At 36.5% G+C, this 22,429-nt stretch carries 30 protein-coding genes; 5 read left to right on the top strand and 25 right to left on the bottom strand.

The window, feature by feature from the left end; all coding sequences use genetic code 11:
* Positions 1-16: 16 nt before the first annotated feature.
* The 15 genes from ACFPVY_RS04065 to ACFPVY_RS03995 all read right to left on the bottom strand — a co-directional run bounded on the left by ACFPVY_RS04065 (position 17) and on the right by ACFPVY_RS03995 (position 14,456).
* Complete coding sequence (locus tag ACFPVY_RS04065) at positions 17-502, bottom strand: DUF6712 family protein (RefSeq protein ID WP_379790486.1); 486 nt, start codon at positions 500-502, stop codon at positions 17-19.
* Positions 495-1,616 (bottom strand): hypothetical protein, encoded by a 1,122-nt coding sequence (locus ACFPVY_RS04060; protein WP_379790485.1) that lies wholly within the window; start codon positions 1,614-1,616, stop codon positions 495-497. Before ACFPVY_RS04060 ends, ACFPVY_RS04065 begins: the two co-directional genes overlap by 8 nt.
* On the bottom strand, positions 1,617-2,006 hold the full coding sequence (locus ACFPVY_RS04055; protein WP_379790484.1) for a hypothetical protein: 390 nt from the start codon (positions 2,004-2,006) through the stop codon (positions 1,617-1,619). It abuts the gene before it with no gap.
* 67 nt (positions 2,007-2,073) lie between these two features.
* A complete protein-coding gene (locus ACFPVY_RS04050) occupies positions 2,074-2,634 on the bottom strand; it encodes a hypothetical protein (protein WP_379790482.1) in 561 nt (186 codons plus the stop codon).
* A 79-nt stretch (positions 2,635-2,713) separates the two neighbouring features.
* A complete protein-coding gene (locus ACFPVY_RS04045) occupies positions 2,714-3,589 on the bottom strand; it encodes a hypothetical protein (RefSeq protein ID WP_379790481.1) in 876 nt (291 codons plus the stop codon).
* A gap of 13 nt (positions 3,590-3,602) precedes the next feature.
* On the bottom strand, positions 3,603-5,213 hold the full coding sequence (locus ACFPVY_RS04040) for an XkdF-like putative serine protease domain-containing protein (protein WP_379790480.1): 1,611 nt from the start codon (positions 5,211-5,213) through the stop codon (positions 3,603-3,605).
* Between the two features lie 46 nt (positions 5,214-5,259).
* Positions 5,260-7,437, bottom strand: a complete 2,178-nt coding sequence (locus tag ACFPVY_RS04035; RefSeq protein ID WP_379790479.1) for a hypothetical protein — start codon at positions 7,435-7,437, stop codon at positions 5,260-5,262.
* The gene (locus ACFPVY_RS04030) at positions 7,400-7,585 is read right to left on the bottom strand and encodes a hypothetical protein (protein WP_379790478.1); all 186 of its coding nucleotides are present in this window, start codon (positions 7,583-7,585) and stop codon (positions 7,400-7,402) included. The genes ACFPVY_RS04035 and ACFPVY_RS04030 overlap by 38 nt, the downstream gene beginning before the upstream one ends.
* Before the next feature lie 16 nt (positions 7,586-7,601).
* Positions 7,602-10,115 (bottom strand): fibronectin type III domain-containing protein, encoded by a 2,514-nt coding sequence (locus ACFPVY_RS04025; protein WP_379790476.1) that lies wholly within the window; start codon positions 10,113-10,115, stop codon positions 7,602-7,604.
* A 2-nt stretch (positions 10,116-10,117) separates the two neighbouring features.
* Positions 10,118-11,107: a hypothetical protein gene (locus ACFPVY_RS04020; protein WP_379790475.1), complete on the bottom strand. Its 990-nt coding sequence runs from the start codon at positions 11,105-11,107 to the stop codon at positions 10,118-10,120.
* Between the two features lie 15 nt (positions 11,108-11,122).
* Complete coding sequence (locus ACFPVY_RS04015; RefSeq protein ID WP_379790474.1) at positions 11,123-11,590, bottom strand: hypothetical protein; 468 nt, start codon at positions 11,588-11,590, stop codon at positions 11,123-11,125.
* Positions 11,581-11,859, bottom strand: coding sequence for a hypothetical protein (locus ACFPVY_RS04010; RefSeq protein ID WP_379790473.1), 279 nt, complete (start codon positions 11,857-11,859; stop codon positions 11,581-11,583). Before ACFPVY_RS04010 ends, ACFPVY_RS04015 begins: the two co-directional genes overlap by 10 nt.
* Before the next feature lie 274 nt (positions 11,860-12,133).
* Positions 12,134-12,796: a hypothetical protein gene (locus tag ACFPVY_RS04005; RefSeq protein ID WP_379790472.1), complete on the bottom strand. Its 663-nt coding sequence runs from the start codon at positions 12,794-12,796 to the stop codon at positions 12,134-12,136.
* A 26-nt stretch (positions 12,797-12,822) separates the two neighbouring features.
* Positions 12,823-13,398 carry a hypothetical protein gene (locus ACFPVY_RS04000; protein WP_379790470.1) on the bottom strand — a complete coding sequence of 192 codons (576 nt, stop codon included), beginning with the start codon at positions 13,396-13,398 and terminating at the stop codon, positions 12,823-12,825.
* Between the two features lie 713 nt (positions 13,399-14,111).
* Positions 14,112-14,456 carry a hypothetical protein gene (locus ACFPVY_RS03995; protein ID WP_379790468.1) on the bottom strand — a complete coding sequence of 115 codons (345 nt, stop codon included), beginning with the start codon at positions 14,454-14,456 and terminating at the stop codon, positions 14,112-14,114.
* A 114-nt stretch (positions 14,457-14,570) separates the two neighbouring features.
* On the opposite strand from ACFPVY_RS03995, the gene ACFPVY_RS03990 reads away from it, so the two are divergent.
* Complete coding sequence (locus ACFPVY_RS03990; protein ID WP_379790467.1) at positions 14,571-15,182, top strand: SOS response-associated peptidase; 612 nt, start codon at positions 14,571-14,573, stop codon at positions 15,180-15,182.
* Here the strand turns inward: ACFPVY_RS03990 and ACFPVY_RS03985 are convergent.
* Genes ACFPVY_RS03985 through ACFPVY_RS03975 form a run of 3 tightly spaced genes read right to left on the bottom strand, consistent with a single transcriptional unit; the run spans position 15,174 to position 16,282 of the window.
* Positions 15,174-15,641 (bottom strand): hypothetical protein, encoded by a 468-nt coding sequence (locus tag ACFPVY_RS03985; protein ID WP_379790466.1) that lies wholly within the window; start codon positions 15,639-15,641, stop codon positions 15,174-15,176. The genes ACFPVY_RS03990 and ACFPVY_RS03985 overlap by 9 nt on opposite strands.
* 37 nt (positions 15,642-15,678) lie before the next feature.
* Positions 15,679-16,059: a hypothetical protein gene (locus ACFPVY_RS03980; protein WP_379790465.1), complete on the bottom strand. Its 381-nt coding sequence runs from the start codon at positions 16,057-16,059 to the stop codon at positions 15,679-15,681.
* The gene (locus ACFPVY_RS03975) at positions 16,052-16,282 is read right to left on the bottom strand and encodes a hypothetical protein (protein WP_379790464.1); all 231 of its coding nucleotides are present in this window, start codon (positions 16,280-16,282) and stop codon (positions 16,052-16,054) included. Before ACFPVY_RS03975 ends, ACFPVY_RS03980 begins: the two co-directional genes overlap by 8 nt.
* A 235-nt stretch (positions 16,283-16,517) precedes the next feature.
* On the opposite strand from ACFPVY_RS03975, the gene ACFPVY_RS03970 reads away from it, so the two are divergent.
* A complete protein-coding gene (locus ACFPVY_RS03970) occupies positions 16,518-17,684 on the top strand; it encodes a hypothetical protein (RefSeq protein ID WP_379790462.1) in 1,167 nt (388 codons plus the stop codon).
* Positions 17,685-17,753: 69 nt separating this feature from the next.
* Positions 17,754-18,524, top strand: a complete 771-nt coding sequence (locus ACFPVY_RS03965) for a hypothetical protein (RefSeq protein WP_379790460.1) — start codon at positions 17,754-17,756, stop codon at positions 18,522-18,524.
* A 233-nt stretch (positions 18,525-18,757) separates the two neighbouring features.
* On the opposite strand, the gene ACFPVY_RS03960 is transcribed toward ACFPVY_RS03965, so the two are convergent.
* On the bottom strand, positions 18,758-19,054 hold the full coding sequence (locus ACFPVY_RS03960; protein ID WP_379790459.1) for a hypothetical protein: 297 nt from the start codon (positions 19,052-19,054) through the stop codon (positions 18,758-18,760).
* Positions 19,055-19,158: 104 nt separating this feature from the next.
* On the opposite strand from ACFPVY_RS03960, the gene ACFPVY_RS03955 reads away from it, so the two are divergent.
* Positions 19,159-19,527, top strand: coding sequence for a hypothetical protein (locus tag ACFPVY_RS03955; protein WP_379790458.1), 369 nt, complete (start codon positions 19,159-19,161; stop codon positions 19,525-19,527).
* Positions 19,528-19,570: 43 nt separating this feature from the next.
* On the top strand, positions 19,571-20,110 hold the full coding sequence (locus ACFPVY_RS03950) for a hypothetical protein (RefSeq protein ID WP_379790457.1): 540 nt from the start codon (positions 19,571-19,573) through the stop codon (positions 20,108-20,110).
* A 6-nt stretch (positions 20,111-20,116) separates the two neighbouring features.
* On the opposite strand, the gene ACFPVY_RS03945 is transcribed toward ACFPVY_RS03950, so the two are convergent.
* The 6 genes from ACFPVY_RS03945 to ACFPVY_RS03920 form a co-directional block, all read right to left on the bottom strand.
* Positions 20,117-20,449, bottom strand: a complete 333-nt coding sequence (locus ACFPVY_RS03945; RefSeq protein ID WP_379790456.1) for a hypothetical protein — start codon at positions 20,447-20,449, stop codon at positions 20,117-20,119.
* 53 nt (positions 20,450-20,502) lie between these two features.
* Positions 20,503-20,715, bottom strand: coding sequence for a hypothetical protein (locus ACFPVY_RS03940; RefSeq protein WP_379790455.1), 213 nt, complete (start codon positions 20,713-20,715; stop codon positions 20,503-20,505).
* Positions 20,716-20,732: 17 nt separating this feature from the next.
* Positions 20,733-21,020 carry a hypothetical protein gene (locus tag ACFPVY_RS03935; RefSeq protein WP_379790454.1) on the bottom strand — a complete coding sequence of 96 codons (288 nt, stop codon included), beginning with the start codon at positions 21,018-21,020 and terminating at the stop codon, positions 20,733-20,735.
* Positions 21,020-21,343, bottom strand: coding sequence for a hypothetical protein (locus tag ACFPVY_RS03930; RefSeq protein WP_379790453.1), 324 nt, complete (start codon positions 21,341-21,343; stop codon positions 21,020-21,022). Before ACFPVY_RS03930 ends, ACFPVY_RS03935 begins: the two co-directional genes overlap by 1 nt.
* A 157-nt stretch (positions 21,344-21,500) precedes the next feature.
* Entirely contained in the window at positions 21,501-21,893 is a 393-nt protein-coding gene (locus tag ACFPVY_RS03925; protein ID WP_379790452.1) for a hypothetical protein, read from the bottom strand.
* The gene (locus tag ACFPVY_RS03920; RefSeq protein ID WP_379790451.1) at positions 21,880-22,392 is read right to left on the bottom strand and encodes a Panacea domain-containing protein; all 513 of its coding nucleotides are present in this window, start codon (positions 22,390-22,392) and stop codon (positions 21,880-21,882) included. Before ACFPVY_RS03920 ends, ACFPVY_RS03925 begins: the two co-directional genes overlap by 14 nt.
* Between the last annotated feature and the right edge of the window lie 37 nt (positions 22,393-22,429).

Raw genomic sequence — 22,429 nt, 5'->3', positions numbered from 1 at the left:
TTAGGGTTAGTATTTTTTATAGTTGCCAAGGAAAGTTGAAAGAATCAGTATCCACACATCTTCGCTTGTATTCCGGAATACTTTTCGATTTCATGTATTCATAAAATTCCAACTCGAAATGTGCTCCCAAATCCCTGTAATGTTTGGAAATTCTATCGGTCTGTTTAAAGTCAGGAATTGTCGAATTTTCAGGGGTGTGGATGAAATTTCCACCGTTTGCAATCATTATAGTATTCTTCATTATGAAGTCGCTTGTAGCATAGAAAATCAGCATTTGCGAAACATAATCTTCGAAGATTTTTAAGTATTCACCAGCTAGATTGTTGTTATCAAAATCCGTTAAAATCTTGTCATATAATGGCTTGGTCAGAATTCGTTGAATGTCTGTAATTTGCGCTGTCCAAATGGAAGGTGTTAGCTTATCCATATCAACATTCCCACTTATAGCGGTCAATCGGTTCATTAGATTGTCGCCCGGCTGGATTAAAAGGGTATCAAGCATTTTCTATATCATTATTTTTGGATACTTTCAATTCCTCAAAATCATCAAAAACAAGCTCGGTGTTTGGGATGTCTGTATATTTGAAAAGTATTTGGAGTGAATCCAAAATATCCTCACGCATTGGATTTATTGACTGTCGGTAAAGTATTTTTAAAGCCTGTTGCATTTCATCGCTGTTTGAACCTGAACCCAAGCCATTCCCGGACCTATCTCCAAAAAGGATAGGGGAAACGACTTCATGGGCCGCAAATAATTTCTTCTGTGCTTCAAGACTGAAATAGTCAAGTTGAGCATCCAATTGACCTACTTCAATGTTTTTTACTTCTATATCAGTGCCACTATCCATACCATTCGAAAAAGAAACAATGACCTTATTATTATTGCTACTACCTGTAAGTTTTTTAAGAATTTTGTTCTTGTATTCTTCGCGCAGTTCCTCGGTTGGCGGGACACCTCCCCGGCAGTTTATAATCTTTCCTGCACTGAAACCATTCAAGATGTGATTGATTGCAGAATTGGACATTTCTTCCTCGATATGAGCCCATTGAAGTCCAGATAAATAGTCAGGATTTGCGAAATAATCTTCATCAGAAGTTCTTGAAAATGTGATAACCTCAATTGGGTTATCCTTATAAATCCCATCGAATTTTGGATAGAATTTAGGCTTGTATTTGGAAGTGTTTTCCCAATCGTAAGAGTAAAAATAACCATCCACCTCACCGATGGTGTTTAGTGATAAACCGATTTTCGCGGTGTTCATGTACTTAAACTGAATAGGCTGTGGCTCTTGCTTTAACAGTTTGGAACCCTGTGACCAAATCACTTGCAATGTGAACTGACCATACATCTTATAACTTTCGCATATCAACTTCACATCTTGTTTAGATATGAACTTATGGATGTTATTACCTTTCAAATCAGCTAGACCATTACCGTATATGTATTTGGAATAAGCTTTTATGATTCCAGCATTTGTTGGTGAGCCATTAAACCTTTCTTTGATGTATTTAAAGAACGAATTTTGCTCACCATTCAATGTCCATTTTTTTCCAAACTGTGGGGATATTTCAGGAAGAACATAGTTGTTTAAGTTGAATATTTCAATATCATTCATTTAGAATTTTACCTTATTTTGCGTGGATGTATTCAGTTGATAATCCTGAACATCCTTGGTCGTGTGCATCCCGGCACCAAACCAGATGATGCCACCCGGTCCAGACAATGTGATTTCGTATCTTGTGTCTGCGATTGGTTGAAAATCTCCCATCGAAACGTGCAAAATTCCCCTTTGCGTAATTGCATCCAGTTCAAATTCTTGCACTTCATTGGTTATCATTTCACGGATTTTTGCAGTTACTGTTGATGCGTAATATCGTGGTACAACTGCCAGGAAAAACAAATTATCATAAAGTGTCATATCCACAGTAATTACATCTGAATCACAGGTGATTAATGTGCTATCGATAGTCAAATCAAGTCCGAAATCTACATCTAGTATTGTCATATCCTATATATAAAAAAATGACAACCCCATAGGGATTGCCATTTTAAGAAAAAAAGAAAAAAGATTTTTATGAACCAGATGGAAACCCAGTACCCGGCGTGATGACATCAGTAGAGTTGATTGCATCTTGGTAAGCTGTTATTCCAGCAGGCCCAACGAATACCAAAGGTTGTTTTTCTTCGGTGTTAAAAGTCAAGGTGATACCGTTCATATCTTTCCTTGCCCCACCTGTCGCAAACTTCGCAGAAGTCAATTCACATCCGTGTTCAAATCCAGCAATAACCACCTGACCATCGAAAAGTTCAAGGAAGATTTGCGGACGGCCATAAGCCATTTTTTTAACTTCATCCCTTGTTGCCCGGTCCAAAAGTGGAAGAACAATTGTCAATGCTCCTGTATAGACAGTAGTTGAAGTATTTCTGTCAGATACACCATCTTCTTCATAGGTGTTTCCGTCATTTTTTAATTCGTATCGATAGATTTCTTGTGTCGCAAGACCAAGACCATTGTAGATATCTTCCGATGCTAGTGTTAGCGGGGTGTAGTTCAAAAACCCTACTGCTTTTATTCCAGAAAATCCTATCTTGCAAGGAAGATTTCTTGAACGTGATAAACTTTCGCATGCCATGTTGTTTTAAATTATTTTTATTAAAAAAAGGTGGTGATTATAATGCACCACCTTTTTGTTTTTTTTTGCTTGGTTAAGATTAGACCGTTCTGTAATAAACGATTTCTAAACCGCTTGCATATCCTTGACCCATAACAGTTTGAAGTCTGTAACGAACCATTCCATCCAAGTTTACGTCATCAGCAATTTCGATATTTGTTGAATCACCATCTGCCCCAAATCCGAAAACCACGTTAGATTTTCTGTAAGCCGCGATTGTTCCATTTGGCCATGTTCCAATAGATTCAAGTCTTTGACCCATGTAGTCCATTTCTTTATCACCGACAGTTGTGTTCACACCCATCGAAGCTTGTGCAGATTTATATCTTTTCATAACATCACGTGATACAACTATTAGTACATCATCTTTGTCATCAAGTTCAGGTATGATTGCATCATAAACTTTTTCGATTTCATCAACTACATTTGCTTTTGTGATTGTAGTTCCTGCAATTTTCTGAACTGTTGCATCAGCTTCCCATTGGTCGAAAAGACCAGTTGTAGTTGAATTCCAGATGTACTTGTCGATAGCCAATGCAGAATTTTCAAGAATCGCAACAAGAATTGCTTCTTTAATTTCAGTTGGTATTTCTCTGTTTGCAGAAAATAATCCTTGGTTAGCCGCTTGGTGCGTAAAAGCAAAATCTTTTTTACAGAATTCGTGTTTGATTTCTTTATCCGCAACGTAAAGTTTTCTTTCGGTTAATGATAGACTTCCAGAAGGAGCCCATCCGCAACTTGCATCTGAAAATTCCGCAGAATAATTCATTTTCGGGATGATAGTCGCTCTTAACACACCCGGCATAGGTGTGATTAAGTCTTTCGCTAACGTGTCAGCGCTTTGGAATAACTGAACGAATAATTTAGCATCGTTTCCAGCGTCATAAGAACTTGTGATAGTTGTGCTTGTAGCCATTTTTAGTTAATAATTATTTTTTTAGGGTCGCCCTAACTACGTCTAGCGTAGATTGAGGTTTTGAAGTGTCAACTTCGTTTTTTAGATTGATTGGTTCCACTTTCGGTTGTTTCGACAGGGCCACAGCTTCCTCCTTTACAGAAACTAATTCTGCTTTCAAGGCTTGGTTTTCGATTTCCAATTCTTCTATTCTTTTCTTTGCTTCGTCAAGTTCTGCTTGGATAGCGGAGTTGTCTGCTGCTGGTGCTTCTGCTTCTTCTGCTGCTTCAACTTCCGCTGGTGCAACATCCTCGACAGAAACGATTTCACCTTGTTCACCTGTTTTGATAGACTTTCCATCGTAAACGAATTCAGTATTCGCTAATGGAGTGTTTTCACCATCAAAAACAACGTAATCAAGTTCAAGTACTTCGGCAAAAACAGTTAGATTTTCATCTATTTTAAACTCTTTTAAATCTGTGTTTAAAAGAATCTGTTTCATCACCTCTGCTTTAACTTTCGATAAATTCATTCGTTGATTTTTATTTTTTTGTTTTTTGACCCCAAGTCGGGAATCGATTGAAAAGCCTTTCACCTTCCCAGTTTTTATGTAGTCATTCCAAATTTCATCGGAATCTATTTTCATGGACATCATCCAAGTTCCTGCTGGAACATTGAAACCAAGTTCTTTTGCTTTATCGTTTTCACTATTTTTTACTATCCAGCTTTCGAAGAAAAAAACACCCTCAATAATTTCGTTATGTTCAAGCGTTGAGTTCTTTTGATATTGGTTTTTAAAGAAGTTTTGTTGCAGCTGTTCGATAGTGTTTGCTGTGAAATACACGTTGCACTCTTCACCGTTAAAATTTCTATATATGTCTTGTTCGGGTAGTAAAACTGGACTTGTCAAAATCCTTTTTTCTTCATTTGAAAGTTTTACATCAAGCTGTTCGGATGATAATTTCCAGTAGTTGTTTGATGCACTTGCAACTTGTCCAACTTCGGGTGGGTTATTCCCTATGTTTGCTTTTTTAGCAGTTTCTTTATCAAGATTTCCGATGTATTTAAGTGCTTCGAAAACAGACATTTTTTTATTGTTCTTCTGTAAATAGATTTTTCTTAACCAAAAATGTTTGCAATTCACACCACCCTTAAATTTAAAAATCGAATAGCTTCTTGCACCACCTTCCCCGAACCCCGGATTAGCATTGGAAAATTCTAAATCTTCCTTTTTGTATGACAGTCCAGCATTAACCATTTTTCGGCAAAACTCACGACTGTTCCCAGATGCATAATCGGGTGAATATTCATATCGAACACGCAAAACTTCATTATCTTGTTCGCTTGAACCTTCACTTGGAATGATTACAGAAGCAAAATTCATTTGGAAATCTTCTTCACTGTTGATTGCTTTTTCATCTATTAATTCCCATTGTTCCATATCAACCTTTTCACCTTTCCCAATTAATTGGTCGGTTAGTTCAATACTTATATCTTCATGTGAAAAGTTGCAGTCGTGTGTGGTGTGTTTAGAAAATCGGATTGCATCTATTTCGATAGCTGGATTCTCAACCAGTGAAACGCCATAAACACCTTCCATTTCTTCGGAGTTGAAAATCAACTCATAGCGTGGTAAATCTTGCATTATGGTATATATTATTTTTTACGCTTCCCCTTAAACTTTTTCGTTTTTAGTTGTAGCGGGCATTTGAAATCGTTTCACTATCGACACGTTGTGCGTTTGTGATTTCGTTCGATGAAACTTGAACCTGAATCGGTTGTGCATTTCGATTAGCAGAAGTTTGTTGGATAGATTCCGAAACCTGCCCCTGTTGGGTATTTTGGAAACTAACGGATGGTTTTGCGATTGAAACTCCACCACCTGTTGCTGCACCGCCACCGCCTGCACCACCTGCTCCGCTTTTACCTACCCGGACTGATAAAATCTTCTTTACGGTAGCAAAACCTGATGCAATACTGGCAGCAGCAGCAACCGCTCCCGCTGCGATTCCGACTGGGCCAGGTACGGCCGCAACCATCCCTTTATAGGCACTTATCGAACTTTGATATGTGTCAATAGTTGTAGCAGCAATTGCCATAGCCTTACCAGCAACTGTGTGCTCACCGAGTAGGCTTGCGGCGGTTGCCAAAGTGTCTTTAATTGCGGATAGTTTCTTTTTACGTTCTTGGTCTTCCAAGTCAGAAATTCTTTTATTCGAATCGGCTGCATCTTCATTATTAGCAATCTCTTGGTCTTTAAAATTTGTGTGGATTGATGCTATTTCTTCTTCTGATGCCCCAAGTTTTTCGGCCGCAAGTATATCATCGTTTTCTTGCTGAATCAATTTTTGTTCGTTTGCATACCTTATTGCTTCAACCTCCGCAACTGTCTTTGCATCTGCAAAAACTTTTTCGACAGCATTTTTATCAATTAAATCTTGGATAGCTTTTTGCCTATCTTCCTCCTTTTTCGCAGCTTCTTCCTTGGTCTTTTTATCCAAATCAGCTTGGCGAATTTTGAATTGTTCATCCAATGATGCAATCAGAATTGCTTTTTCTTCTGCGGTTTTTCCTTTAAGGGCGTTGATTTCTTCAACATACCTAGATTTCATCCTGTCCAACTTCTGCTGGTCAGTCGTGTCTTGAAGGTCTTCTAATTCCTTGTTTAATTTTATTTGAGCGTTTTTGTATGCTTCATCATTTCTTTTCCTTTCGGCAAGTTCATCTGCGGCTGCTTTTTCCCTTGCAGCTTTTCGGTCTGCTGCGCTTTTCTTGGCATCTTCGACGGCTTTATCCCTTGCTTCTTTTGCCTTATCTTCCGCAATTTTCTGTACCCTTAAATCCGCAAGAATTTGGTCATTTTTGGTCTTATTAATAAGCTCCTGATTGGCGTTCCAAGCCTTGATTTGGTCTTGGGTTGCCTTTCCAGAATTGATAAGTTCCCGGTTCAAGTCGTTGTAAGCTTTTGCAGTATTAAGAATCGCTTCACGCTTAACTTGTTCTAGTATTACAGTATCTTTTCCAAGTGCATTTGCTTTGGCAATTTCGAAGTCCATGTAGTCGCTGATGACCTGTCTTTGTTTCATCACAGCCTTGGTTGCTTCTGCATTTCGCTTTTGTCTGTCTTCCCACGCTTTTCTTGACTTTTCCTCGGCTTCTGTTTCCATTATGCCAAGCATTTCCAAAGCTTTTATAATAAGGTAAATCGGGGGTGCTATGAACATTAAGACATTTCGCCAACCACCGAACTTATCGGTGATATTTGACACCCATTTGGATACAGTTTCAAAGTTCATAATTAGCATCGTTAGGCCGACGACCAACAATCCCACCCCAGACGCGGCCATGGCAATTCTGAACGCCTTCCACGCACCTGTGGAGGTTCCGACGACTGTGGTCATTATTGCTTGTTGTATGGATTGCAATTTCAATTGACCTGTGAATAAGGAAGACATTTCCCATAAATCACGCAGACTTGTGGCCATTCCATTGCTCAAACTATCAAGGATGGCGATAGCGCCACCATTCGAAGCAATGGCATTAGTATTCTCATGTGTGATTGATGTCCCCCTTGCTTGACTTGCTGTTAATTCTTCTAGCTTTTCAGTTTTTGCAACCACTGCCAGCCTTGCTTTGGCAACGTTATTTTCCATATTTTGGATGGCAGTAGCAGTATGATTTGAAGAATCTGCAACTGCTTTTTCTGCCAGTTCAAGCTTGTGTTGTGCTTCCGCTAATTCCCGAATTGCAACCTCATTTGCTAATGCAGCTTTTGAATTCGAATCGAGGGCTGCATTTAGATTTTGTAATTCTGCTTTCGCTTCGTTTGCATTAGTGTTGATTTGGATTTCTGCTGTCCGTTTTATCATTTTTAGGGGTTAGTAATTTTCTTTTGACCATTTTGAAAACTTCCGTAAAAGTTTCAGGGTATCGGTCTATCCCTTTGGCGATGTCGATGGCCTTGGATTCTTTATAAAAATCATCCAGTTGCAACATTTGGTGTATTATTTTGAACATGTCTTTTTTCTTCTTTTTAGATTCTTACCTCAATGGCAAGTGGCATCCCATCGTTCTTGTAAAAATCCTGAACGGTAATCTTATAGGTATATATTTGTTTTTCGTCTATACCTTCATGGACATACTCCCCGAAAGGTTCATTCGTTCGAATAAATGCCAACTTTTCATATTCCTTTTCATCGACTTTAAAATCGATTTGATATCCAAATATTCCTTTTTCCTCCGACTGACCATCCCACGATATTTTGATGTTATTTCCATACCGGCTTGCGGAAAAGATTTCAGGTGGTGGCACCAACCTTTGTGCATTTGCAGAAGTATCTTCCACAATGTTGGATTCTTCCACTATATTGTTGAGTTTCAATTTGCATTGCCCGGTAATTAAATTCAGGGTGATGTCAGTAATCGAATAGCGTGCGTCCTGAATGATAAGGGTGGTTCCCAATGAAAGATTTGTATAAATATTTTTCGGTAAAACAGCTTCAATTTCAAATTCCCTTGCATAAGAACTATAAACACCGCTTACAAGATTTTTATAATAATTAGCATAAAGGGTGTTTGCATATACACCATTCCCAAACATATTTTCTTCGGAAAAGGTCAATGTCGTTGTGTAGTTCAAAAGGTTATCGATATTAGTCATTGCATTAAACCGATACACAGGCTGGTCGGTGCCATTGGAATTTACATACGACAAGTATCTTTGGTCAATCGGCGCAACTAACCCGGATTTGAAAAAGACAATAGGCTTGTTGAATACGCCTTTTGTGTAATCTTCGTTCAAGGCATCCGCTGTAATCCAATACTGGTTGTCAAGGGGATTACCTGAAAATTGAACATTCGCCAATTCATGCCAGATCAGCAGACCAAACTTGGTTTCAACTTTAAATTCATTGGTTCCGTTTGGAAATTCTTGCAAGGTTGAACCATATTCACGTGCTGGAAGTTGGGCATTTTTGTAGTCAATGTTTGTCCCAAATTGGCTGTCTGCGTGTTTGAACTCGATTTTTTTAAACGTTGGAATCTTGTTGATTTTCTTACCAAGTTTGGTGTATTTTGTGATGTCAAGCGTGTTTGTTGAACCGTAATAAACGTTGAAGTATTCCAACTTGTATATGTTCTGCGTTCCATATTGGCTTGCCAAAAAAGGGTCGTAAATTGGAATAACAACCAAGTTGAAAAGCTTCATCAAAGATGACATGAAATCAGCTACTGATAAATCGGGCAGACTTTTTGGAACGTTAAAACGTGCCACCAAGGTGTTATCAACTGGACTTTGAAGTCTATGGACAACCGTGTTCGATGTGAAATTAGCGTTCGAAAGTAAATAATGTTGAACGGTGATATCCAAATCTGTGAAAGTAATTCCACCCTGTGATTCCCCAATTATTCGAAAATATTTAGTCGTTAAATTTGGCTCATTGGATTGCAAATTCCACACGTAGTTTGCGGCATTATCTTGCGTTCCAGAAACCCACTCTAATGTACCACCAACAAAACCATTATTTTCTTGATTCGATGTTGCTGGCTCATTGACTGTTAAGTCGGTATTTAAAATAATTTGCTGTAAGAAAATCTTATAAGGTGTATTATTATTCGGAATAGAACGAACATTCAACCTAAATTTCATGTTTATATATGCGCCAAAATTCCGCTTTGTCAATTTGATAAGGTTCCTACCAATATCGAAATAGCAATCCAAGTTGGATGAACCCCAGTTTGGCGATGAAATAGTTGGCGTTCCTGATAAGTCTAATATCTGCCCCGCATTTGAATAGGCTTCTTCATTTTTGTTTAGCCAAATATGAAGCTTATTTAATGGTGAAGATTGGTTGTCTAAAATATCGCCAATAAATTTTATCCCATATTCCTTTTCGATTGTACTGATGATTTGGCGACATCTTAACGCTGGTCTTAATTCTTCCTTCTTAATTCCATTCGCATTTGTTGAACCATTAGTATATTTTAGCGTTTGAAAATCGTTCCAAATTCTTTTAACACTCACCAGTGGCATTTCAATTCCTGTGTTGTTGGAACTGTGAAACATGTTCATTATTTTGGAATCACTATACTCAAATTCCGTGTTTGTTAAAAGTGTTGTTGTGTAGTCTAATGCACCAATTAGCTTATCCCCATAAAGGTCTTTTAAGCTTTTTAGGTTGGAATAAAATTGAACGGTGAAATTTTTTAAATTTCCGTTGTCATCAAAGTTTGCGTTATCAATTTTCAGAACTCCCATTCGAAAAAGGATACCATCAACATCAATTCTTGCTGGGATTTCAACATCGTTTGGCCATTGGTCATCGTTCTTTACGTCATTCCAATATTTCAAAGCACGCTTATTTACACGACTTGCAGGTATGGTAAATTTCTTTGTATAATCTGCGTAATTCGCTGATAAATCCCGTATGTCGGTCTGTTTCAAAGTGATTTCGATGTTTTCATTTCCATCAAGGTCAAGTGCAGTTCCGTTAAGGATTATATTTCTATTGTTGATGTCATTTCCGACGTATAATTTTATTCCATTCATTTCTATTTTACATTGTTTATATATTCCGCTGCTTGTTCGAACTTAACCGTATATTGCATTTTTGCCATATTTCTGACCGATGATTTTTCTTCGAAATCGTCATCTGTAAGTGTCAATGGTATGAATCGTTCGTTTTCGTAATCTGCAAGCCAATGGCGACTGGATGCAAGCAATTCTTCTATCAGATACACATTCGACTCGTCTAATAAATCCGTGTTAAATTCCCATACGACCTTGCCATTTCGATTTTGCAAAATTGTGGTGTGCCGGCGGATGTCATGGTTATAAGGGTGTGTTGGTAAAACGCTGTATTTTTCCCCCGAAAATTTAATGTTCCTTTTTGAAGCTTTTGGAAAGTTAAAAGCGTCCATTATTCCATTTTTATTTAGAAATAGAACTTGATAGGGTTTGTTGATGCCGGGACAAGATATTTTACCTGTATTATCTGTGAATCGAGTAAGCATATCGGCTGTGCCTTGCTGTTGGAAATTGGAAATTTTGGCGTAATAGGTATTCATCCCCTCAACCTTGTATTTGACCCCACCCTTAACCACATCTTGTGAGGATAATTGAGGATTTGAACCTTGGTCATAATATCCATAACCCAAAGTAGCCATCGCACGTGGTGATTCGTATTCTTGAAATAGCAGGTCTGCTTCGCCGGGCGTTCTTTTCCAGCTTTGGACTTTCCATTGAACATGAACAAACTCCTTGCAATCGATAAGATTCGCTTGTGCGGAATTAAACCAAAAAGGACTTGGGATAGGGTCTAAATAGTCGGAAATGTAGTCTTGGATGTTTGCATAGACGGTCTGTTGGTCAGCGGTTGCGCGTGATGATGTCAATGTATAAGTCGGTAGAACTGGTTTAGAAAGAACAAGACCGTCCCATACCCAAAGTTCGATGGTTATATAATCAAAATCCGTAGTTGCTGCGGTGTATGTGATGTAAAACGGTGAGCCCGAAAGTATTATATCGCTGTAAGTAATCATTCATAGTAGTTATTTTTAGTCGTTGTCATCGAAACCATTCAAAAGGGCATCCGCTTGTGCTTCTGCCAAATAATCGAGCAAATGTTTTTCTTCTTCAATCATGGTTTTTTCCAAAAAGTAAATTGGTTTTATACCTTTCATGTATATCGACCTTTGAACTGCATAAGGGTTGATTCCTTTACTATCAGCCCAAGGTTTAATGGCACTTATAGGCGGCATCTTATCACGGAATGAGAATTGGGAACCACGTCGTGTTTTTTTACCATTTACACCTTGGTCTAGGTAGTGTGCGTATTCTTCCGCGTCTAACTCGACAAAATATCCTTCACCATCCCGCAAAATGCTCCCTTCGATACTGGCAAGCATTCGGCCTGACCATACCCCACGCTTGCTTTTTCGAAGTTTATCCCCTGCTTTTTTCTTGAAGCCAGCAACGAATAATTCGAACGCTTTTTTCATTTCAGCATCAGTAATTATTGACATGTTTCTATGATATTTTGAATAGATAGAACAAGCGTGCATTCGAATCCATCAAGCACATTCTTATCAGCATAGATTATCGGTTGCGCTGGTGTTGAACTTGCAATTGTGATGTCAAAATCGTTGTATTGCATTTCGATTTTCGTTATTTCCTGTGTAAGGATTGCAGAAGTCAGATTTAAGTTATCAATCAGGTTATTACCAAAGATTTTATCCGTTTGGGTATGATTTGGTGTTTGTCTTTGATTTACAACTGCTATTTCGAATGACATTTCAAGTCGGTTTTCATTCAAAGACATTTCACCGGGAAAAATATGCACCAGTGGAAAGATATTAGTCTTGTTTATGTCCATGTCCGCACCGAAAATCACCGTATTAACCAATGGATTAGCTTCGAAAAGTTCGGTAAGAAATTTGGCTGTTATCGCATAAGAATTAAGCATTAGTAGTTGTTATTTTTATTTCGGGCGTTTATCAGTTTTTGCTTGTCTATTCGGAAAGCAGACCAATAAAGGAAGTCATGGCAATTGAACTTGTAGATTTCCCTTATTTTGAGGACATCGCCATCGGAAAGAAGGAATAAAAGTTCGGTATATCCACCCCATTTAGCAACGAATTGACTTTCTCGGTCAAGGCCAAGTCCTGCACCTTCATTTTCTTCATTAATTGGGGGATACACCTCAGGGAAGCTGCTATGCAGTCTCTGTACAAAAGAAAAAAAAAACCTATAACACCCTCGAAAATGTCGTATCTGATGTTCAAAAAGTTCGTGTGTGTAGCTGAATAGGGTTCGATTTGGTATAGTCCTGCTTCTTCTTTCGTAATTGGTCGGTAAAGAATGGACAAAAGTCTTGGATAGTCCTTTATTTCTAGGTATTTATCGAGGTCAATCAGTTCGCCAGCAGTGATATTTTTATCGAAATCAGGAATTAAACCATATTTTTTGCCCTCAAAATCGAAAGTCTGATGCAATTCTGACTTGGTTCCAAGTACCTTGTTCAAATATCCAAGAATTTCATCAATTTCAACCTGCTTCATTTTGGAACTAACTTCATATTTGAGGTCGCAAAAGATTTCCAGCATTTTCTTTTGTAAAAAATCCGGGTCAATATCTTCTTGGGTTGCGATTTTTTCGAATTTCAACCAAGTTTCAAGTGTGATATCCGATTTTTGGTCGGGAATCGAGTAATTAATTTCTATTTTTTCCATTCTCTATATATTAAAAAGTGAATGGTCTAATTCAATTTGATTCCAAGCTTTATACCTACCTCGGGTTGCTTTGTATTTGAATTATAACCAGCTGAACCACCGATTATGACATTCCCATGGACTATGTCCAAATTAACCCTGTAAGTGGCTTGATTTAAGCTAATTGGACGTATGTATTCGCCCGACAAGAACAATCCGCCTGCGTTCTTCACAATGGTTTTTTCGATGGTTGTTGTTTCGGTTATATAAGCAGTGGAATCGGCTTCGATGATGGTATAATCCATGTTTTTGATGTTTCCCCAACCTTCCACTTTTACATCGATTCTAAATCGGTTGTCCTGGCCGTAGATTGACCTTTGATAAGTGTAATCGTAATAGGTTGAATCGATGTCGGTCCGGGTGTCGGATGTCGTGTGAAGTGTTCTATTGACATAGCGTACTTCCGGGTATGATATCGAAATGGTATCAGTTGTAGTTTTTATTTTCCACTTTGTTTCAATTTTAGTGGTAGTTTTTTCAGAAGGGATTGATGATCTGGAACACGTGAATAGTAATCCAAAAAGAACACCAACAATAAAAATAATAATGTATCGTTTAGTCATACATTATATATTCCAATAAGCTATCTTGACTTTAAAATAATGCTTATATTGATGTTTTCATGCAATATAATGTTTATTTTTTCCTAAAAGGATATACCAAAATTGATATATTAAATTTAATGTGCATATATTTGTGCAAGTATAATTGCAAATATATTTGTAAAAGAAAAGACCCACAGTTGTGTGAGTCTTTTGCTAAATTAATTTTTCAGTTCTGCTATTTTTAGTATTATGCACAGTAAGTAATATACCGCCTGTGCCAATAAAATAGTCTTTTGTACAATAATTCTTGATTGTCTTTTCATCCGTTCCGGGCTTGAAAGATTAATTGTTTATTATAATTGAGTTCAGACAAAATTGCTGAACCGTTTCTTACACAGCTATTCGAGTAGCTGTTAACATTCTTAAAGTCCGAGCCTGCAAGCTTGGACTTTTTTGTTTTCCAACATTACTACAAATGTAATACAACCTTACGGGGCTACCAAGTTTTGAGTTAATGTATTAATATAGGATTAACAAAAACATTACCTTATTGCCATCTAATTTGTAATTCTTAACAAAGATACCGCTATCAACGACATCACAACTACACATTTCATGAAATCTATTAGTTGTTTTTGTTGATAAGTAGTCTTTTTTTGTTTATAAATGGCATGGTTGCCAATGATTTAGGAACTATTGAAATACGTAAAAGCGAAATAAGTGTTGATACCTTATCTGTCCCTTTCTCTTAACTTTCGTTCTATACTCGGAATCTTTAATGGTGTGCTGGCCCTGCGCGCGTATTCTGCTTTTCGAACTTGTTCAGTAAGTTGTGCCAGCTTATCATTCCAATCCAAATGCATTTGCGCAAGATGGACGTGGGTGTGCTTGCCATAATACGTTTTTTGGTGGATAGTTTTTTCACCAAATCTTATCGAAGCAACTATTTTTTCCTTCACGAATCCCCAATGAAGTGTTAGGCGTAGTCTTGTGGCAACTTCAATGTTGGACTCAATCATCAATGATACATCTTTCAGCCGCATTTCCAACATAAGTTGTTCGTTTGTCCCGTTCATGTGTGTAATTTTTAGGTTATAAAATTAAACATTAAGACAATACGATTTGGTTATAAATTGTAACATTAACTTTTGTTTCAAATTTTTTATATCTTTAAAGTAAAAAGGCGTAAAATGTGCTATTCATATAAAATATCCCTTGGAAAAAAACAGTTGGAAATGGCTTTCGCTGCCATCTTGGATTCTGATGAAGATATTTTCAATGGTGCTGTCAGTGGCTTCACCCATCCAAGAATGCCAATAATACGGAATGAAAACCCGAAGGAAATTGAACTATCTACTTGGGGACTTATACCAAATTTTATTAAGGATGACCGGAACGATTTTTGGAAAAAGACAAATACGCTTAACGCAAAAATTGAAACTTTAAAGGAAAAGCCATCATACCGACAATCAGCAGAAAATCGTTGCTTGGTCCTGGCGACCGAATTCTTTGAATGGAAACACATCGGAAAAGAAAAATACAAACACCGCATCTGGACAAAAGATGAAAAACCGTTTGCGTTCGCTGGAATTTATCAGGATGATTCTTTTACCATTCTAACGACCGAAGCAAATGAACTGATGGCTGACATTCATAACTCTAAAAAACGAATGCCTGTTGTACTTCGAAAAGAGGAAGAAGAACTGTGGCTATCGGGCGAACCATTGGAAAACTATCATAATAGAAAAGAGGTTGAACTACTCGCCCAACCCCTTGATGATATGCCAATGGAATTATTTTGATTTTGGTGTTCTTTTGAACATGTCTATTTGCTTGTTTTCCACTTTCTTTGGTGCCACCTTTTTTTCGGTTGTTGCTGGTTCGATGAAGTTTTCGAAAATGAAATGACCTGTACTAACATGGATGCTTTTTTCATCTTCCCAAATATACAAATAGCCATTTTTCTTTTCCAATTCTTTGTCGATGTAAAGGTAAAAATCACTTCCCCTTTCAGCTTGTTTTTCAGTTAGCAAAGTTGAAAATTCAACGTAGATGTCTTTACCGACTTTTGCTTTCCATTCTGGGAAATTTCCATGTCCATTAGGCTTTTCGAATGTGTCATCTTCATTCATTTCGAACACGGTGATTTCCGCTTTTTTTCCAGCAATTAAATCGCGGATGTTTTTCCATTGAACATCTTCATCCCGAGTCTTTTCCAATAGCTTTTTCGCTATCTTGAACTGTATATTATAGTTTTCCATATTTTTTATTTAGAGCGCATCCGCTGGGGCGGTGCTTTTAATCATAGTCATTGATGAAATAATAGTTGGCAACGTTCTTATACACGCTGAATGTCCGCAAATTTAATTCATGTTCGCCTAATGCCATCAACACCTTCTTCTTTATTTTTTCTTTGTTGTGGCGCCAATCAAAAATGTCAAATTCAGAAAGTCGAATTGAAACGGTTAAGTTTGTCCCTTCCATTTCCCATCCTTCTTCATCTTCTTCTATTTCACCATGATAGTCATAAACATCAACAATGTTAAGCACACCAGCATCAATCATTTTTGACATCTGTTGGGTGATGTTTTCGATTGCAGATTCTTCGGGAAAGGCACGGTCTTTTATCACCAATTCCGAGTTCAGTTTCACCAATGCGTATGTAGTTATTCTAGTCAATGACAATATATGGTTTAGTTATAGATTCATTTTTTAGTACTTGATATAAATGCTGGTACTGGGCCCACTCAACTTCCAAAAAATAAAACGTATGAAAGATGTTATCTGTTGGTTCGAGTTTTCTTCCAAGGTATGTTTCCACCAAATCGATTATCCGGGCAATATCCTTGTCCTGCTCTGGTGTAGTTGTCTTTTTAACTTTGAAGTTTAATGGTAATGCCATAAGATAAAGATATAAAATAATTAGATATAAGACAATTAGAAGTATATAATTATAAGAAATATAGAAGCATACTTTTTTTTCACAGAAACCTTGCGAAGCCTTACTATCACTGACCTTACACGTTTTCATTTTTTCACTTATTCTTTTTTTAAACTTTTTTCAAAAAAAGCCTTAAAACAGGATATATCAGTTTTCGAAACTAATATATACAGTAAGAAAAAAAGTAATAATAAAAATGGAAATATATGAAGTAATCGCACTCAACGATAATGACATCGCAAAGGAAATAAAGAAACAGACAAATGTGTATTGTACTGGTATCGATTTTCTTGGGAACTTGTTGGCGCTGGAAAAATACCCGATAGCAAATAAACGAATAGCAGTAAAAAACATCCTTTCATTCCTTGCGCACCTCGATGAATCACTTAAAAAAAATAGCACAACGGTTGTCGCAATAAATCAGGAAATTTTAATAAAGTATTTCTCACGTGATAAGTACGTTGATTATGTCAATTTATTAAAAAAGATGAAAGTTATGACGGCCGTTCCCTATGAAAATGGCACATTCTACAACTTTGTGGATAAGAAGAAAAGCAAACAATACAGAATTCATAGCGAATTCTTGAACCAAGACCTGGCCCTGCTGATAATAAACGCAAAAAATGACATTGAAGTAACTATTGATGGGAAGTTTGACAAGAAAATGGTGAAAACAATCCTGAATATCGAGGTCGATTTAAAGGCGGCGATTTTAGATGAAGTGGCAAACAAGCAATCTAACAACTCTTTGCGTTGCAGGCTGTCAATTTTGCTTCGATTGTACAGTGTAAGATGGGTTAAAACTGGGCAAAATGTGGATAGAATCTACCATTCACTATCGAATGTATCAAGAATTAGCCGAAAACACATCCATATAAAAGGAAATCACTTTCATAATATAGATATAAAAAACTGCCAACCGCTTTTGCTATGCTACCTACTACTTAAAAACGGATTGGAAGTAGATGAATCGTACAAAAAAGATTGCGAAAACGGACGTTTATATGAGCGATTTATAGAAGAAGGGGCGTCAAGGGAAGAAACGAAAGTTCTTCTTTATAAAGCCATCTATTTCGCTTTTAAGCCTAAAAGGGACATCGCTTTAAAGTTCAAAGAATTATATCCAGCAACCTTTAAAAGTTTGCAAGTTATTTCAAGTGATGAAATTAAAATGGCAACGAAATTACAGAATCTGGAAGCTTCGATTTTCAACAAATTAGCACCACAAAAGTCAAAGAATTATTTCACCCTTTTTGATGCGATTTACTTCACCGATGGAAATGACATCCTGCATTTGACAAAGGATATTGAAGATAAGTTTGCGGCATTTGGTATCAAGCCAAAATTGTCAATTAACGAATAAGTGATGAAAGACATTAAAAGTGCAGAAAATCACTTTTGAAAATTAATATATAAAAAAAAGAAAAAAGAAATGAAAAGACTACAACTATTATTCACCAAAAAGGAAATTAAGGAAATGCAGTTAGATGAAAAAAATCTGACTACTTTTCTACCATCTGATTTTTCACGACAAGATTATCCCTTTGGAAAGGATCTGGAATTTAGAAATAAACGTGTTTATATAGAAACAGAAGGTATGAGTGATGAACACCGTGATGAACTTATTGAAGAATACAAGAATAACATTTATGAAAAGCTTACTGGAAGCCTTAATAGAAAAGTCATTGTATCATTCGCCAACCTAAACGAAATCGAAATCGAAATCACGCCCGATAGGTTTAAAAAATATTGCTCGAAATACCATCTACCATTTGCTATTTATAAAGATGATGATTTGGAAAAATACAGATATTTCGCCAAGCTAGAACCTGAAATAGATTTATATGGCGATTGGGATTTTCCAATTATAAAGACCAATCCACCAAAACTTTCAACAGATGAAGAACAACAGGAACTTATGGAAAACAAAAAATGGCAAATTAGTATGCAATACGACATCGTGTATAAAAAAGAATTCGAAAATTATCTGTTTAAAATGGAGTTTGAAGGTAGTGTTTGGGAAGATATATTTTCAAAAGATACATTTAAAACAACAGTGTTTTATCCATCAAAGGAATGCATGACATTTGAACAATGGATGAAATTCAAAGGAAGTCCTATAAGACAATGGACTGATGAAGAACGGCAAGAATTTATGAATTTAGCGAAAGAAACACCACAGAAAAAATGGTGGCACATCTGATAAGTTGAAAATCTACTACAAACACCTATTGCGGAACGATGCCACTTCCCTATTCAAATACACCAAGCATGGCATCATCCTAAACAGCGGGGGAACCACTTGGAACCTGTCCGAAAAAAGCCGGGATGATCTGGAATTCACTTTGGACTATTTGGAAGAAATGCTCGATGGTGAATTGACATTCCAGCAAAGACAAGATGTCATTGAAATAATAGAAGAATTAAAAAACCCAATCAATTGATTGGGTTTTTCGTGTTTAAATATTCTTGATGTAAAATTCCTTGATAGTTAATCATATCATTGTACATTTCGCCGAAATTTGATAATATGATAACTCCGTTTTTTTGAGTGGCGTACATGTCTAAAACACCGTGAAAGTTGTGGTGGAAGTAAAGAAAATCGTTTTTAAATTCTTCATCAATTAAATCAGTAAAATTTTCCTGTTCTTTCACATCTTCAAAGAAGTCCCTGATTTTCTTTTTCGTGGTTTCATATACATTGACCATCTCCTTATTTTCTACATTTGTCATAATTTAAAAATTCAATTGGTTATCAGACAAATATAAAAATAAAACGTAAGAAATATTTTAATACTTATCAACATTTATTTTTAAATTTGGAAAAAAACTACACCATGGAAAGTTTCAAAGCATACTATAAAATTAGATTTCGTAAAGACTACGTTAGACAAAGGGAAGAAATTGCCAAAAAATTAGAAGTCGATGGATTTGTGAATACTGTTGACTTTTTAAAAGCCCTTGCTGGTGAAAACTTGTTGGACACCGAACACAACATTAGATTGAAGTTCGACACATCAAAAATAATTGATGTTGACCCTAAAAATTTTGCAATTTATGAATATCCAAGCATTTCGTATACGCTGGAATCTGAAAGGTTTGAAGTCTTAAATTTCGGGAATCACGTGACAATACTTCGTGAAGATAATTCGATATTTTTTCTTGATTATTTCTACCACATGCATAAGGTCGTTGATAGCGAATAGTTAATGGATTTTCCTATATTTGGAAACTAAACGATTGTAGGCTATGGAATGGTATATAATGAAGGATGAACTGCCAACTTGGACTGATGTGGCTCAAACTGTCATTGGTACCCTAGGAATCGCGGCGACCGTTATCACGTTATGGAAGCTGATGAAAAAGGATAAGGAAAGGGAATCGGAAATTGCAAATTTGACTCTGATAGCACAGAAATTCGCTGAACTCACAGAACTTAATAATACTCGTTATAAGGAGGGAAAAATGCCTATCATGCAGATTATTACTTCGACTGATACTGATGGCTATTATCTTATTGAAATCAAAAATCTTAATAAAAATGGCAAGGTCACAAATTATTCAAAAATGGATAGCAGAGGTTTAAAAAATACACTTGAAACTGGCCTTATTGAAAACGAAGGTGAACAGGAGTTTGCATTTTACATTGACACATCCGATGATGAACCTTTTATATTGATTATGAGTTATACAGTCGAGCATAGATTGCTTTATAGTCAAAATTTAGAGGTATATAAAAGTAATGGTAAATGGATTGCATCACCGGGAATAATCACCCTTTTAAACTAGAAAAATTTAGGATAAAATATCTGAAATAATTGCATTTCTTTCCTCGGTGTGCATAGTGTGAATGATCTGGAAATCACATTCGGGATAGAAGTTGATGTAAAACTTTGTATCAAATTCCAATTGATGTACAAAAGAAGTTCCATTAAGATAGTCATCTGGTGCATCACCAAGGTAGAATTCTATCCTGCTTTCAAGCGGAACTGATACGGCAACCGCACCAAGTCCGAATCCTAAACTTTGCATTTCGCGCGTGTATTGCTCTGCTATTTCACCAAGATATAATTTCCTTCGCTTATATACTTTTAAAGCATCAAACTTCTCGTAATTAGGTTTCTCCATTATGATAAGATGTTTTTGATTATTACATTACGTCGATGTGCTTCAAGGCTATCTCAGACATCGAGGATACATTTTAGATTATCATTCTTGCCACCATCAATGAATTGTTTTAAAAGATTTACACAAATGTTTTTATTGTCTTCATCCATTTTCAAAAGTTGCATTCGCAACTCGATAAAAGTCAGTTCAACATCATCTTGCTTTATATTTCCTATTTTACCTTTGTCAATATATGATTGAATAATGGTTCCGCTAGAATACCTCATGAAATTCGGCTTTACCATTATGATAAGATATTTTTTATCGTGAAATCACGCTTGCCACGGGTCAGCTGGTCTTTGATAAGTTTCATAATTGCATCCCCTTTTTCTTCTTCAAGTCCATTAATATATTTCTCTTGTGCGTAACATTCCATTTCAAGCTTTCCCAATTTTTCACGTGCTTCACGTAATCTTTGGCTAAACTTTTCATCCTCTAATCTGACTTCTTCTGCCCTCGCTATTTTTAGTTCAGAACTATTCCACCATTGCATAAACTTGTCATTGATAATGTAGTCATCATTTTCTTCCATTACACTAAATTTATTTTTACACCATACCAATGCTGGTATTGTTCAAACGCTTTTTCGAATCCGGGTACTTGGTTCCACAAGTCATAACTTTCTTTGTCCAAATCCCAAGCATCCCAACGTGAATAATAGTACCACGCTTTTCCATTTGGATGCTGTCCGAAATATTCGACTGTATAATAATCATCCATTGAATAAACCATGCAGTCGTATGGGACGTCCCCAATTTGGTAATTTATGATAATGTAGCCGTTGTAAAAGATGCATTCACCATAAGGGCATTTCTTCTGAATGCGTTTGATTTTTGCTTTTAAATTGTTATCCATCTTATTTTTTTCTTTTATGTATATATATACTTAAAATAATGGGGTAAGTTGATGGTGGATTTTTTATAGGCTGCATCTTTTGGAATCGTTGGACCGGGTGGCATGATCTGGAATCTTGGAAATATAGGGCATAAAAAAACCACTCGGTTTGAGTGGTTTAAGATTCTGCTTTTTTATTTTTCGACTTGCCTTTAAATAAATCGTTCAAAACGATTATCATCAGACCAAGTACATTGATAGTAGTAGTTGTTAATAACGCTATCACAATATTTTCACTTAACTGATATTCGTTAGTGTTCCTTGTAAGAATAATGATAACACATAAAAGCCAAAGACTTACAAGTGTTGCAGCCCAAACAACAAGACCATTTCTGTGGTTGGTATCTTGTTCGTAACGATGTAATCTTGTTTCCCGTTTCCGTTCTTCATAGGACTTTTCTTGCCTTGCGGCAAATTCCAAATCCTCTGGCTTAAAGTTAAATGTGGATTCATCTCTTTTTTCCGAACTACTTACCGCACTTAAAAGTTGTTCAAAGCTATCCTCCAACATGTTCAGTTTTTTCGGTTACTGCATTATTATCTCCAATCAATTCATTCATTAGCGTTGTGTAGTGCTGCTGGATTAAAGAGTTTGGGATTTCAAGGTTAGTTCCTTTTGGATATGTTTCAGACCATGGAGTGCCTTGTGTGTGCGTGATAGCACTCAATTCCATTCCAGTGAATTTTCCATACTTTCTCCAAATGAAGTCAAGAAAATTAGAGTCAATTTCAGTAATAGTTTTTTCTTCAAATCCGGGCGGTAGCTGTATCGGTTCCGCAACTTTATTACCTCTGTTTATTTTCAACTTTCGATATAATGTTGGCATGACAGGCCCTAAATCCCAAGCTTGTGCCTTTTCGGAAACTAGCTCTTGCTTACCTTGGGTTAGTGCCAAATACCATCCATACGCTATATAAGTAAGTTTTATAATCTTCATAGGAGTAAGACTAGAATCCTCACATGCGTACTTCTTAATAAAATAATTCGCTATTGTTATTGGGCTATACATACGACAAAAGTACAATTTAATTACGAGTTTATAACGC

This window comes from Flavobacterium qiangtangense, assembly GCF_042658345.1.
Classification (GTDB): Bacteria; Bacteroidota; Bacteroidia; order Flavobacteriales; family Flavobacteriaceae; genus Flavobacterium; species Flavobacterium qiangtangense.
The sequence above is the reverse complement of the archived record's forward strand: the minus strand, read 5'-3'. Positions and strand labels throughout refer to the sequence as shown.